Origin of the sequence: Natronocella acetinitrilica (assembly GCF_024170285.1) — a bacterium.
Taxonomy (GTDB): Bacteria; Pseudomonadota; Gammaproteobacteria; order Nitrococcales; family Aquisalimonadaceae; genus Natronocella; species Natronocella acetinitrilica.
In genome coordinates this window covers 647,264-660,264 of record NZ_JALJXV010000001.1, presented here as the reverse complement: position 1 = coordinate 660,264, position 13,001 = coordinate 647,264, and the positions used below count along the sequence as shown (strand labels likewise).

Annotated in this window: 11 protein-coding genes; 7 read left to right on the top strand and 4 right to left on the bottom strand. The window is 63.7% G+C overall.

Translation table 11 applies throughout. The features are described from left to right. Nucleotides 1-24 precede the first annotated feature (24 nt). On the bottom strand, nucleotides 25-1,443 hold the full coding sequence (locus tag J2T57_RS03115) for a NarK family nitrate/nitrite MFS transporter (protein ID WP_253474042.1): 1,419 nt from the start codon (nucleotides 1,441-1,443) through the stop codon (nucleotides 25-27). Between the two features lie 24 nt (nucleotides 1,444-1,467). Continuing rightward, a complete protein-coding gene (locus tag J2T57_RS03110) occupies nucleotides 1,468-2,742 on the bottom strand; it encodes an MFS transporter (protein ID WP_253474039.1) in 1,275 nt (424 codons plus the stop codon). A gap of 194 nt (nucleotides 2,743-2,936) precedes the next feature. Here J2T57_RS03110 and J2T57_RS03105 point away from each other — a divergent pair, with 194 nt between their 5' ends. Further along, entirely contained in the window at nucleotides 2,937-4,769 is a 1,833-nt protein-coding gene (locus tag J2T57_RS03105) for a HAMP domain-containing protein (RefSeq protein ID WP_253474036.1), read from the top strand. Beyond that, nucleotides 4,766-5,410: a two-component system response regulator NarL gene (narL, locus tag J2T57_RS03100; protein ID WP_253474033.1), complete on the top strand. Its 645-nt coding sequence runs from the start codon at nucleotides 4,766-4,768 to the stop codon at nucleotides 5,408-5,410. The genes J2T57_RS03105 and narL overlap by 4 nt, the downstream gene beginning before the upstream one ends. Before the next feature lie 202 nt (nucleotides 5,411-5,612). Here the strand turns inward: narL and J2T57_RS03095 are convergent, their stop codons facing one another. Then, entirely contained in the window at nucleotides 5,613-6,161 is a 549-nt protein-coding gene (locus tag J2T57_RS03095) for a glutathione peroxidase (RefSeq protein WP_253474030.1), read from the bottom strand. A 54-nt stretch (nucleotides 6,162-6,215) separates the two neighbouring features. On the opposite strand from J2T57_RS03095, the gene J2T57_RS03090 reads away from it, so the two are divergent. The 5 genes from J2T57_RS03090 to J2T57_RS03070 all read left to right on the top strand — a co-directional run bounded on the left by J2T57_RS03090 (nucleotide 6,216) and on the right by J2T57_RS03070 (nucleotide 11,705). Then, entirely contained in the window at nucleotides 6,216-6,950 is a 735-nt protein-coding gene (locus J2T57_RS03090; protein ID WP_253474217.1) for a glycosyltransferase, read from the top strand. 207 nt (nucleotides 6,951-7,157) lie between these two features. Continuing rightward, nucleotides 7,158-8,285 carry a TRAP transporter substrate-binding protein gene (locus J2T57_RS03085; RefSeq protein WP_253474027.1) on the top strand — a complete coding sequence of 376 codons (1,128 nt, stop codon included), beginning with the start codon at nucleotides 7,158-7,160 and terminating at the stop codon, nucleotides 8,283-8,285. A 96-nt stretch (nucleotides 8,286-8,381) separates the two neighbouring features. Next, nucleotides 8,382-8,954 carry a TRAP transporter small permease subunit gene (locus J2T57_RS03080; protein ID WP_253474024.1) on the top strand — a complete coding sequence of 191 codons (573 nt, stop codon included), beginning with the start codon at nucleotides 8,382-8,384 and terminating at the stop codon, nucleotides 8,952-8,954. Further along, nucleotides 8,951-10,273 carry a TRAP transporter large permease gene (locus J2T57_RS03075; protein ID WP_253474021.1) on the top strand — a complete coding sequence of 441 codons (1,323 nt, stop codon included), beginning with the start codon at nucleotides 8,951-8,953 and terminating at the stop codon, nucleotides 10,271-10,273. The genes J2T57_RS03080 and J2T57_RS03075 overlap by 4 nt, the downstream gene beginning before the upstream one ends. Before the next feature lie 19 nt (nucleotides 10,274-10,292). Then, nucleotides 10,293-11,705 carry an amidase gene (locus J2T57_RS03070; protein ID WP_253474018.1) on the top strand — a complete coding sequence of 471 codons (1,413 nt, stop codon included), beginning with the start codon at nucleotides 10,293-10,295 and terminating at the stop codon, nucleotides 11,703-11,705. Between the two features lie 34 nt (nucleotides 11,706-11,739). Here J2T57_RS03070 and J2T57_RS03065 read toward each other — a convergent pair whose 3' ends face one another. Beyond that, nucleotides 11,740-12,930: an amino acid aminotransferase gene (locus J2T57_RS03065; protein WP_253474014.1), complete on the bottom strand. Its 1,191-nt coding sequence runs from the start codon at nucleotides 12,928-12,930 to the stop codon at nucleotides 11,740-11,742. Nucleotides 12,931-13,001 lie beyond the last annotated feature (71 nt).

Genomic DNA, 13,001 nt, shown 5'->3' with positions numbered 1-13,001 from the left:
CTCCTCGCGTTCTCGGTTCGTGTTTCAGCAGGGCACCGGCGCGTTGCGGCGCGAGTAGTACCACCAGGTGATTGCAATGCAGCTGACGTAAAAGGCGATGAATACCCAGAGCGCCCCCTCGACACCGCCGGTCAGCGAGATCGAGGTGCCGTAGCTGCGGGGAATGAAGAACGCGCCGTAGGCGCCGATGGCGGAAGTGAAGCCGAGCACGGCGGCGGCCTCCTTGTTGGCGTCGATCACCGCCTGTTTCTCGGCGGCCTCGCCCTTGCCCTCGACGTCGCGCAGGCGCTCGGTCATGAAGATCACGGGGATCATGCGGAAGGTGGAGCCGTTGCCGATGCCGGTGGTGAGGAACAGCACCATGAACATGGCGAAAAAGCCCCAGAAATTGCCCGGACCGGCGGCACTGGGCAAAAACCACATCACCCCCACCACCGCCAGGGCCATCACCACGAAGTTCCAGAAGGTGACCTTGGCACCGCCCCACTTGTCCGACATCCAGCCGCCCACGGGGCGGATCAACGCACCCACCAGCGGCCCGAGGAAGGCGAACTGGGTGCCGTCCACCGCCGGGAACTGGCTGTTGATGAGCATGGGGAAGCCGGCGGAATAGCCGATGAAGGAGCCGAAGGTGCCGAGGTAGAGCCAGCACATGATCCAGTTGTGCTTGCGCTTGAAGATGATGGCCTGCTCCCGGAACGAGGCCCGGGCATTGGCCAGGTCATTCATGCCGAACCAGGCGGCCAGCGCCGCCAGCACCAGGAACGGCACCCAGATGAAACCCGCGTTCTGCAGCCACATGGGCCGGGTGACATCACCGTGCTCGTAGGTCAGCGGCTCGCCGCCGAAGGCGCCGAACACGCCGGCCACGATCACCAGCGGCACCACGAACTGCACGATGCTCACCCCCAGGTTCCCCAGGCCCGCGTTCAGGCCCAGCGCCGTGCCCTTTTCCGCCTTGGGGAAGAAAAATGAGATGTTGGCCATGCTGGAGGCGAAGTTGCCGCCGCCGAATCCACAGAGCACCGCCAGCAGTGCCATGACCCAGAAGGGGGTGTCCGGATTCTGGGTGGCAAAGCCGATGCCCAGCGCCGGGAGCAGCAGCGAGGCGGTGCTGATGGCGGTCCAGCGGCGACCGCCGAAAATCGGCACCATGAAGGAGTAGAAAATCCGCAGCGTGGCGCCGGAGAGCCCCGGCAGCGAGGCCAGCCAGAACAACTGGTTGGTGGTGTACTCGAAGCCCACCCGGGGCAGGTTCACCACCACCACCGACCACACCATCCACACGGCGAAGGCCAGCAGCAGGCAGGGGATGGAGATCCACAGGTTGCGGTTGGCCACCCGCTTGCCGGTCTCCTGCCAGAAAGTCTTGTCCTCCGGGCTCCAGTCGTCGATGACGCGTCCCGGTCCGGTCTGTTTGGCAGTGGTCGAAGTGCTTGCCATGGTCATCACCCGCGGGTTTGAGGCCTAGAGAGTCCGGTCGGCGAGGTAGTCGGCATCGCCCAGTTGCGCGCGCTGAATCACGATGGCGCGGCGCTCGGTCCACCACATCCAGATCAGAGACACGCCGGTGACGCCGAACAGCAGCATGAAGACGGTGCTGGAGACCCCGGTGACGTCCACCAGGGCGCCGAACATGATGGGCAGCAGGAAGCCGCCGAGCCCGCCGGCCAGACCGACGATGCCCGAGACCACGCCGATGTTGCGGTCGTAGTCGTCGGAGATGTACTTGAACACCGAGGCCTTGCCGACACCCCAGGCAATGCCGACGACGAACAGCAGCGCCGTGAACAGCCAGACGTTGACGCCGAAGGAGAAGGTCACCGCCGTGCCGTCGCGCTGATACACCGCGTACTCGGTGTACGGATACGACATGACGAACAGGCAGACGAAGCTCGACCACATGCACCACCAGGTCACGGTGTGGGCGCCGAAGCGGTCGGACAGCCAGCCACCGAACGCGCGGACCACACCCGAGGGCAGCACGAAGATGGTGGCGATCAGGGCGGCAAGCTGCAGGCCGATGCCGTATTCCATGATGTAGTAGCGGGTCAGGTACAGGGACAGTGCGACGTAGCCACCGAACACCACCGAGTAGTACTGGCAGTACTTCCACACCTTGGGGTCGCGCAGCAGCGAGAGCTGTTCGCCGAAGGTGGCCTGACCCACCTGGGCGCGCTCCGGCTCCGGGTAGGTGAAGATCCAGAACAGCACCACCGTGACCAGCATGGCCAGCGCGTAGACGCTCGGCACCGCCTGCCAGCCCCAGATCACCACGATGGTCGGCGCCACGTACTTGGTCAGCGCCGCCCCGGCGTTGCCAGCGCCGAAGATCCCCATGGCGAAACCCTGCTGCTCCCGGGGAAAGAAGCGCGCCGTGTAGGCGATACCCACCGAGAAGGAACCACCAGCGACGCCGATGAGGGCGCCGAGCACGAGCAACTGCCAGTAGGCCGTTGCAAACTGGAGCAGGTACATGGGAATGACGGTGGCCAGCATGGTGGCGGCGAACACCGGCCGCCCGCCGATGCGATCCGCCAGCATGCCCAGCGGCAGCCGGATCAGTGAGCCGGTGAGTATGGGGATGGCCGTAAGAATGCCGAACTGGGTCTCATTCAGACCCATTTCGTCGGCGATGGGGTTACCGATGACACCGAAAACCACCCAGATCGCGAAACAGATGGTAAAGGCGCCGGTGTTGGCGGTGAGCACGGACAGTTGCTTGCGGCGATCCGAAACCATGGCGGTCTCCTACTGTGATAGCGCCGACGCTAGGTCCAGCCGATCACCGCAGACTTGATCCGGATCAATGCCCTTGACTGGGGAAAACTCATTCTGATCAGGGCCCTACCTCCAAGTAGGTATTGGATGAGAGCGGCATTAAACATTGAAATTGAATGACTTAGGCATGGATTGCGGAGTGGATGAAGGGCTGGATGAGACGAAGCCGAATCTTTGGGGGTAGTCACGAAGCACGGGGTATGCGGGCGCTGCCGCTGGTCCTGCGGGTGGGGCTATCGCTGGGCGCCATCGCCGGGCTGGCGCTGTTCACCATGATCGCCTCCATCATGATTGCCGACACCGCCAGGGATGATGCCGCCGCCATCAACCAGGCCGGTTCGCTGCGCATGCAGACTTACCGAATGCTGAACCTGGCTCGTCAGGGTGATGAACAGCAGGGGCTGCAAGAGGCCATGAACCACTTCGAACGCAATCTCAAGTCACCGGCCCTGCAGGCCGAGCTTGTCGACAGCGATTCGGCGCTGGCGCGGAAGCATGGTGAGATCACCGGGCTGTGGACGAACCAGCTGCAACCAGCCCTGAAAAACGACGAGGCGAACGCGGCAACCGCGGCAGACGCCTTCGTGGCAGAGCTGAATACGCTGGTAGCGACTCTGCAGCAACACGCGGAGACCCGTATTGAACTGCTGCGCCTGATCCAGGGCATCGCAATCTTTCTCACCATTGCCCTGGTCTTTGCCACCATGTACAGCCTGAATACCGGGCTCGTCGGCCCCCTGCGCGAACTGAAACGGGCCGCCGTGCGGGTCCGCCGGGGGGATATGTCCGTGCGGGTCACCCACACCGGCGAAGACGAACTGGGCGCCATGGGGCGTGCCTTTAACACCATGGCGGAAAGCCTGGAGGGCATGCACGGCCAGCTTGAGCGGGACGTCCGCGTCAAGACGCAACACCTGCGGCGCAGCAACGAGGCGCTGAAGCTGCTCTACGAACTGGCCCGCAGCATGACGCCCGACGGGCCGGAAGCCCGTAACCTGCAACGCACGATCACGCGCCTGGCGGAGGTCGTCGGCACCGGCACGGTGTGGCTCTGCCTGAACGGCGAGGGGCAGAGCGGCGACCAGTGGATTTGCAGTGACAGTGGCGAGCGGGACGCAAGCGCCATGCCCAGCCACAGGCCCGGACGACCTGGCAAGGGCAGTGAGCCCGGCGAGATTCACGTTCCCCTGCTGGACGGCGAAACTCGGCTCGGCGCGCTGTTCGTGCAGCATGGCCCCGGCGACATCCCTGAGCCGTGGAAGCTGCGACTGCTCGAGGCCGTGGCCGACCAGATTGCCACCGGGCTTGCCCGGGGGCGGCAGTCACGGGAGCAGCGGCGACTGTCACTGCTGGAAGAGCGCGCCATCATCGCCCGGGAGTTGCATGACTCCCTGGCCCAGTCCCTGTCCTACCTCAAGATTCAGCTCTCCCGGCTGCAGACCCTGGAACAGCGACAGGAGCATGACCGGATTCCGGCGGTGCTCGCCGAGCTGCGCCATGGACTTAACGCAGCCTATCGCCACCTGCGCGATCTCATCGCCAACTTCCGCCTGTCGGTGGATGAACCGGACCTGGAGACGGCGCTAAAGGCAACCGTGCGGGAATTCGCACGACAGGGCGGCATCCCCGTCGGGCTGGACATCCGCATGAATGGTCACCGCCTCGATGCCAACGCCGAGGTGCACCTGATTCACGTCGCCCGGGAGGCACTGACCAATGTGCTGCACCATGCCAATGCCCGCGAGGCCGCCGTCACCCTGACGCTCAGCCAGGAGCGTGGTATCGAACTGCTCATCGACGACGACGGCTGTGGCATACCGGAGCACTACGAGCGCGTTCATCACTTCGGCACCCGCATCATGCAGGAACGGGCACGCCATCTCGGCGGGCTGTGCAGCGTCGAGACCCGCCCTGGTGGCGGAACCCGCGTTCGGCTGCAGTGCCCGCTGGACACGGATACGGAAGCACGCACCGGGACCAACGCATGACAAGGACACCGATCCGGGTGCTCGTGGTGGATGACCACCCCCTGCTCCGCCGTGGTGTGGAGCAATTGCTGGAACTGGAAGCCGACTTCGAGCACGTGGGCGAGGCCAGCAGTGGCGAGGATGCGCTACCCCTGGCCCGGGAGACGCGCCCGGATCTCATCCTGCTGGACCTGGACATGCGCGGGCTGGGCGGGGTGGCTACGCTGGCGGCGCTGCGCGAGGCGGGCGTCAATGCACGGGTGGTGATGCTGACCGTCTCCGACCGATCGGCCGATGTGGTGGCGGCGCTGCGGGCCGGCGCCGACGGCTACCTGCTCAAGGACATGGAGCCGGAACAATTGCTGGAGCGCCTGCGCCAGGTGGCGGCCGGCGGCATGGTGGTGAGCGAACGGCTGGCCGGCGCCCTCGCCCAGGCACTGCAGCCCCCGAGCAAACCCCATAACGGAGAGGACCACCTCACCGGTCGCGAGCAGGAGATCCTCGGCCATATCGCCCGGGGGCTCAGCAACAAGATGATCGCCCGGGAGCTGGACGTGACCGAGGGCACGATCAAGGTGCACGTCAAGAATCTGCTGAAAAAGCTCGGGTTGCGGTCACGCGTGGAGGCCGCAGTGTGGGCGGTGAATCGGGGGGCGGGATAATGCGACCGGGCGCAGTGCCGATAACGACCGCCGAATCGGTGCGTTACGGCCTTCGGCCTAACACACCCTACGTGTGGACGTGCCTGCTGTAGGGTGCGTTAGCGCGAAGCGCGTAACGCACCGATTCGGCGGTCGTCATGCCGCCCTGCAAGTCTAATGGCACAAACGACCGGCGGGTGCGCCGCGCGAGTTGATATCGTCCTTACAGCACACCCTCGATGGCCTCGCGCAGCTCCCGGCTGTCCGGGGTCACGCGGCTGGGGAAGGCGCCGACCACCTGACCGTCGCGGTCGACGACGTACTTGTGGAAATTCCAACGCGGTTCTTCCGACTGGCGGGCGATTTCCTGGAACAGCGGATGGGCCTGATCGCCGCGCACGCTGATGGGGGCGAACATGTCGAAGGTGACGCCGTAGTTCACCCGGCAGACCTGGGCGGTTTCCGCCTCGTCATCGACTTCCTGGCGGAAATCGTTGCTGGGAAAGCCCACCACCCTGAGCCCCCGGTCACGATAGGCCTGATACAGTTCCTCCAGACCGGCGAACTGGCCGGTGAAGCCGCAGCGGCTGGCGGTATTCACCACCAGCAACGGTACTCCATCGTAGGCATCCCGCAGGTTCACGGTGTCGTCGGAATGCAGCAGCCGCAGCTCATGATTGAACATCCGCTCTCGATCCACGGTCGACTCTCCGGCATGGGCCTGCGCGACGGCAAGGCCGATCAACAGGGCAAACAGGGCTGACAAACGCATGGCCATTCTCCCTTTTCAGTGTTGCTCAGACCGCTTGGCGAGCCGCAGGTTCTGATGCCGGACACATCCGCCACACCCGCGCTGTCGGTCATCATACCGGCCTGGAACGAATCAGCACTGCTGCCGGGCACGCTGGCAGCCCTGCACGAGGCCGTGGCCGCAAGCGGTGTGGCTGCCGAGATCATCGTGGTGGATAACGATTCCGACGACGACACCGCCAGGGTGGCCAAGGACGCGGGAGCCCGTGTCGTGCATGAACCGCGGCGCGGCATCGCCTGCGCCCGAAACGCCGGCGCCGCCCGGGCCGGCGCCCGCATTCTGCTGTTTCTCGATGCCGACACCCAGGTGGACGCGACGCATCTCGGCGCGGTGATGCGGGCCGTGGATGGTGGCTGGGGCGGCGGCGGCGCACCGCTGGAACTCACCGACATGCGCTATCCGGTGTACCGGCCGGGGGTCACGGTCTGGAACTGGCTGGCACGCCGACTCAACCTCGCCGCCGGCTGCTTTCTGTTCGTACGCCGCGACCTGCATGAGGCCATGGGCGGCTTCGACGAGCGCATCTACGCCGGGGAGGAGATCAACTACTCCAGGCGGCTGGCCCGGCTGGCGCGGCGGGAAGGGCTGCGCTTCGGGATACTCTCGACCCCGCCGGTGCGCAGTTCCGGCCGCAAGACGCACTGGTTCGCACCGTGGCAGCACGTCCTGGTGCTCCTGACATTCGTGCTGTTCCCCGTGGCAGGACGCTTTCGGCGCCTGAGCTGGTTCTGGTACCGGCGGCCAGAATAAGGGCGAGGGATCGACAGACCGCTCGTCGCACGGCCAACTCTGCGGAGTTGACAGCATTTTCGACCGCGCTATGCTCATAACAGATAGCTCAGATACATGAGTTACAGATTATTCTAATAAATAAATAGGGAAGTCTCGTCTCTACCTAACCCAAACTCCTCGCTGGCGGGGTCCTGGTGCCAGTCCACCTCCTGGAGAACAAAGAGCATGAGCACGATTTTGCCCACCATCAGCCGCAAGGCACTGACCACCCTTAGTGTAGGGGCGCTTACTCTAGGCATTTTGTCCGCATCGGTCGCGACCGCTCAGGACACCTATCGCATGCGCATACAGGCGGCTGTCCCGTCCGGAGCCATGTCCTTCGAAATGCTTGAACGTTTCGGAGAACGCCTGGAAATCATGTCCAACGGCGAGTTTGACGTTCGGGTTTTGCCGGGGGGTGCCATCGTGCCATCGAACCAGATTCTGGATTCGGTGAGTGACGGTGTTCTGGAGGCGGGGTTCGCCTGGCCACAGTTCTGGTCCGGCAAGCATCCCGCAACGGCGCTGTTCAGCAACACGCCAGTCTGGGCGATGGCCGGCCTCGACAGCCTCACGCATCTGTCATGGATGTACGAGGGCGGCGGCATCGATCTCTACCATGAACTGCTGCAGGACGAAATCGGCGTCAATGTGGTGTCGTTCTTCGTAACGCCCTCGGGCTGGCAACCCCTTGGCTGGTTCAACAAACCCATCGAGAGCATGGCCGACATGGACGGCTTGCGCTACCGCACGCCCCCCGGGCTCGTGGGTGAAATATTCGATGAGGCAGGGGTCTCCACCGTCTTTATCGGACCACAGGAACTCGTGCCCGCCGCCGAGCGGGGCGTGGTGGATGCAGCCGGCTGGATCAACCCCGTGGAGGATTATCCCCTCGGCTTTCATGACATTTTCAGTCATTACTATCTCGCGAGCGTGCACCAATGGACGGACACGGGTGAAATCGTGATCAACCGCGATTTCTGGGACGGCTTGCCGGATACCCACAAGGAAATGGTGCGCACGGCGGCCATGGCAACCATTCTCGAAACCTACACCAAAGACATCTCCCGCAACGCCGACATGATCCGCCGCTTCGAGGAAGAATTCGGCATCGAAGTTCACCCCACTCCGGCGGACATCAACTCGCAGCTTGTCCAGGCGGGGGAACGGGTGATCAACCGCCATGCCGCGGACAGCGCGATCTACAAGAACATCGTGGATTCGCAGATCGAGTTTGCCCGCAAGGTCAAGCCGTCCTGGGGGGAGGTATTGCGCGCCTATGACAGCCTGGCGGAAGACGCCTTGATCGACTGACGCCGGCTTCGGCAGTTGCCAGCGCAGCCTCGGGGCCTTCCGCCCCCGGGCCGCGTTGGCTTGTGTCAGCCCGCCTATACCGACCGGGAGAGACTCTTGAACGAGGCAAGCACGGGGCGCCCGGCTTCAGGTGCGCAACAACCACCGCCAACGCCACCAATACTGCGGCGGTTTCTCGGGGCCATAGACAGCTTCACCGACTGGACCGGCTGGTTGATCGCCTTTTTGCTGGTTCCGCTCATGATCACCGTGGTGGCGGAGGTGTTCGGCCGCTACATGATGGGCCGCTCGCTATTCTGGTCCTACGACGTTATTTACATGCTCTACGGCAGCCTGTTCATGCTGGGGGCTGCATACACGCTGCTGCACAAGGGACACATTCGCTCGGACTTCATTTACGTCAGCCTGCCGGTGCGCTGGCAGGGGCTGATCGACACAGTGGCGTACGTGGGCTTTTTCTTTCCGGTCATGTTCTTCCTGCTCTGGTACGGCTGGGATAACTTTCAGGATGCGGTGCGTTTGAACGAACGCTCGATCCACAGCGCGTGGGGTCCCGTGCTCTATCCGTTTCGCGCCGTAATCCCTCTGGCGGCACTTATGCTGCTCGTGCAGGGGCTCTCCGAGACCACGAAGAGTCTTCATGCCCTGATCACGGGGAGATGGCCATGAGCGAGGAAATGCTTGGCCTCGCCTTGTTAGCCGGACTTTTCGTGCTGATCATCGTGGGCTTCCCCATAGCCTTCACCCTATTGTTCGTGGCCGTGATCGCCGGCTACAGCGGCATTGGCATGCGCGCGTTCAACCTGATGATCACGCAGGTTGAACGCACCATGGAGATGACCACCCTTGCCGCTATCCCGCTGTTCATCTTCATGGGGCTGATCCTGGAACGCGCAGGGCTGATGGAACGGCTGTTCCATGCCTTTCAGCTGCTATTCGCGCGCGTGCGGGGCTCCTTGTACCTCGCAGTGCTGTCCACCTCCACGCTGTTTGCCATGGCGACCGGCATCGTGGGTGCCTCGGTCACCGTCATCGGGCTGATGGCGGGCCGAATGATGGAGAAAAGTGGGTACGACGTGCGACTGTCCGCCGGAGCCATCGCTGCCGGTGGCACCCTGGGCATTCTCATTCCCCCCAGCATCATGCTGATCGTGCTCGGGCCGATCATCGGGGTTCCCGTACTGCGATTGTTTGCGGCCGTCATTTTCCCCGGTCTACTGCTTGCAGGGCTTTTTATCGCCTACTGCATGATTCGCTCATTCCTGAACCCGAGCCTGGGGCCCCCCTTGCCCCCGGAAAAGCGGGCGCCGAACGTCATGTTCATCGCCAAGGAATTCGCGTTGGGTGTCGTGCCGCTGTTCGTGGTGATTGCCGCAACGCTTGGCAGCATACTCGCGGGCCTTGCAACGCCAACCGAGGCCTCGGGAATGGGCGCCCTGGGTGCCTTGCTGCTTACCATCGCGTACCGCAAGTTCAGCTTCAGAAACTTCAGCGACTCCCTGGCGCAGACCCTGAAGATATCCAGCATGGTGCTGTTCCTGATTGCGGCAGCGAACTACTTCGGCGCCATCTTCTCCATTCTCGGAACGCCCTACCTGATCACGGACTGGCTGCTCGACCTCGGACTGTCGCCGATGGCCCTGCTGATCGTGATTCTCTGCTTCATCTTCGTGCTCGGGTGGTCGCTGGACTGGGCGCCGATCGTCCTGATTCTTGTCCCGGTTGTCTTCCCCGTCATCCAGGAACTGGGCATTAATCCCGTTTGGTTCGGCACCCTGGTGGCCGTCTGCCTGCAGACCGCCTGGTTGACCCCGCCGGTGGCCCTGTCGGCCTATTTCCTGAAGGGGGTCATGCCACACTGGCAGTTGAAGGATATCTACATCGGCATGCTGCACTTCCTCGGGCTGCAGATTCTCGGGCTGTCCCTTGTGGTGATTTTCCCGCAGATCGCCCTCTGGCTCCCGTCCGTCCTGTTCGGTGGCCGCTAAGCATGAAGGAGAAAACCTCATGACCCCCGAACTCAGCGATCTTCTGGGTGAATCTGCAGTCGATGTCCAGGCACGACTGCGCGGCGGTAGCGTGCAAAGCGAGGATCTCCTCACGCTGCTTGAAGGGCACCATGACAGCGTCGATGCGACATTGAACGCGCTCCCGACAACCTGCTTTGCCCGTGCGCGGGGTGCGGCGGTGCGTGCGGGCACGCTCGCACCGCTGCATGGAATGCCTGTTGTGGTAAAGGATCTGACCGCGGTCGCGGGCGTGCGCACCACTTACGGGTCTCCAATCTATCGCGATAACATGCCCACGGAGAGCGACTTCGTGGTGGAACGCATTGAGGCCTCGGGCGGGCTTCCCTATGCCAAGAGCAATACCCCGGAGTTCGGTTGCGGTGGCGTTACCTTCAACGACGTATTGGGGGAAACGCGCAATCCGTGGAATCCGGCCTACACCCCCGGAGGCTCATCGGGTGGCTCGGCGGCGGCACTGGCATCAGGGCAGGCATGGCTGGCCCTCGGATCGGATTTCGGCGGCAGTCTGCGACTGCCGGCCAGTTTCTGCGGCATCGTGGGCCTGCGTCCAACACCAGGTTGCGTGCCGCGAGGCCCGTCAGCCGTTCCGTTTGACCGTCACTGGGTGGAGGGTCCCATGGGCCGATCAGTGGCTGATGTGGCTCTGCTGCTGGATGCACTGGTTGGCCAGGATCGGAGGGATCCCTTGTCGACGCCCCGCGAAGCGGGATTTCTGCAGGCCGTCGACCGACCAACGGACCGGGTACGAATCGCCAGCGTGGGTGGACTCGGACTCGGCGCCCTGGATCCCGTGGTTGAGCAGGCTGTCAATGAAGCCCTCGGGAGGCTCGATACACTGCCGGACTGGGAAGTCATGGATCGCCAGCTTGATCTGGCGGCGGCCCGCGAAGTCTTCGCCGTCCGCCGGGGGCTTTGCTATGCGGCCATGTTCGAATCGTTCCGCCGGGATTCCCCGGAGTTGCTACGGCCAGACATCATCTCCGATCTGGATCGGGGCCTTGGTTTCGATGCCACGACCATTGCCAGGGCAGACCGCTTGCAGGGCGAACTCTGGAAAGCCGCCGAGATCGTGTTCCGGGACGCAGACATACTCGCCTGCCCCACGGTTGTCGTGCCGCCATTCAAGGCAGGCCAGCCAAGCATTGCCGAGGTGGCCGGCGAAGCCCTGCCCACCTATTACGACTGGTTGCGCCTCACGTATTCCGTGAGCCTCATTGGTGTTCCGGCCATCTCCATTCCCTGTGGCTTCAGCCCGGATGGGCTGCCCATCGGCCTACAGCTCATGGCGCCTCCGCACCGGGAGGCGAGACTCCTCCAGGTTGCGGCGGCTGCCGAATCACGACTCGACGTCTTCGCCGACGTTTCAACACCTTGGCAACGCCGAGCGTGAACTGCGGCGCAAAACATCGGACGCCGGGACTCGGTCAGGAACTGACCGCGGCGAAGGCCTTGGCCACGTAGGCCAGGTTGTCGCGGGACAGGCCCGCAACGTTGGCACGTCCCGACTTCACCATGTAGATGCCGAACTCGCTGCGTAGTGTCTCCACCTGCTCCGGCGACAGGCCGGTGTAAGAGAACATGCCCCGCTGTTCGGCGATGCAGGCGAACTTCTCCGCCAGCCCGAAGGGCTGCAGGGCCTCGACGAAGTCCCTGCGCAGGCCGTTGATGCGGTCCCGCATCTCGGTGAGTTCGGCCCGCCACATGGCGGCCAGCTCGGCGGACTCCAGGATCTCGGCGACGATGGCGCCACCATGGGCCGGCGGGTTGGAATAGTTTTCCCGCGCCGTGATGGCCAGCTGCGAGCGGACGTTTTCCATCTGCTCGGTATCCTTCGCCACCGCGATCAGGCAGCCGGTGCGCTCCCGGTAAATGCCGAAGTTCTTCGAGCAGGAACTGGTGATCAGAACCTCGTCCAGCTGCTCGGCCAGCAGGCGCGCGCCATAGGCATCCTCCTCCAGCCCATCACCGAAACCCTGGTAGGCGAAGTCCACCAGCGGCAGCAGATCGCGCTCACGCACCACATCAAGCACTGTCTGCCACTGCTCGGCGGACAGGTCAAAGCCGGATGGGTTGTGACAGCAAGCATGGAGCAGCACCACGTTGCCCGCCGGAATCTGACGAATGGCGTCCATCATCGCGGGGAAATCCAGGCGGTTTTCGGCATCAACGTAGGGGTACTTGCCCACTTTCAAGCCGGCCCCTTCGAACAGCCCCAGGTGGTTGGGCCAGGTGGGGTCGGACAACCAGATGCCCTTGCCCGGCAGATGCACGCGAATGAAGTCCGCCGCCAGGCGCAACGCACCGGTGCCGCCGGGCGCCTGGGTGCCGCTGGCGCGATTCGCTGCCAGCACGGGGGAGTCATCGCCGAGCACCATGGGCAACACGGCCTTGCCGAAACGGGGATCGCCGTGGGAACCGATGTACGCCTTGGTGGTTTCGTTTTTCACCAGCAGCGCCTCGGCCTCTTTCACCGCGCGCATGATCGGCGTGGTGCCGTGATCGTCACGGTAGACGCCGACGCCGAGGTCGACCTTGTTCGGGTTGGTGTCCTTGTTGAACGCGTCGATCAGGCCAAGGATGGGGTCGCCGGGGACGCGCTTGATATGTTCAAACATGAGGATTCCACTTTTCGGTCAAGGATGAGGGAATGATACACCAGTGCCGCCCGCGAAGCGCCGCCAGACGA

Bases quoted from the DNA above. Each gene is read 5' to 3' on its own strand.
- J2T57_RS03115 (WP_253474042.1), bottom strand. From the start codon at position 1,443: ATGGCAAGCACTTCGACCACTGCCAAACAGACCGGACCGGGACGCGTC.
- J2T57_RS03110 (WP_253474039.1), bottom strand. From the start codon at position 2,742: ATGGTTTCGGATCGCCGCAAGCAACTGTCCGTGCTCACCGCCAACACC.
- J2T57_RS03105 (WP_253474036.1), top strand. From the start codon at position 2,937: ATGAGACGAAGCCGAATCTTTGGGGGTAGTCACGAAGCACGGGGTATG.
- narL (WP_253474033.1), top strand. From the start codon at position 4,766: ATGACAAGGACACCGATCCGGGTGCTCGTGGTGGATGACCACCCCCTG.
- J2T57_RS03095 (WP_253474030.1), bottom strand. From the start codon at position 6,161: ATGCGTTTGTCAGCCCTGTTTGCCCTGTTGATCGGCCTTGCCGTCGCG.
- J2T57_RS03090 (WP_253474217.1), top strand. From the start codon at position 6,216: ATGCCGGACACATCCGCCACACCCGCGCTGTCGGTCATCATACCGGCC.
- J2T57_RS03085 (WP_253474027.1), top strand. From the start codon at position 7,158: ATGAGCACGATTTTGCCCACCATCAGCCGCAAGGCACTGACCACCCTT.
- J2T57_RS03075 (WP_253474021.1), top strand. From the start codon at position 8,951: ATGAGCGAGGAAATGCTTGGCCTCGCCTTGTTAGCCGGACTTTTCGTG.
- J2T57_RS03070 (WP_253474018.1), top strand. From the start codon at position 10,293: ATGACCCCCGAACTCAGCGATCTTCTGGGTGAATCTGCAGTCGATGTC.
- J2T57_RS03065 (WP_253474014.1), bottom strand. From the start codon at position 12,930: ATGTTTGAACATATCAAGCGCGTCCCCGGCGACCCCATCCTTGGCCTG.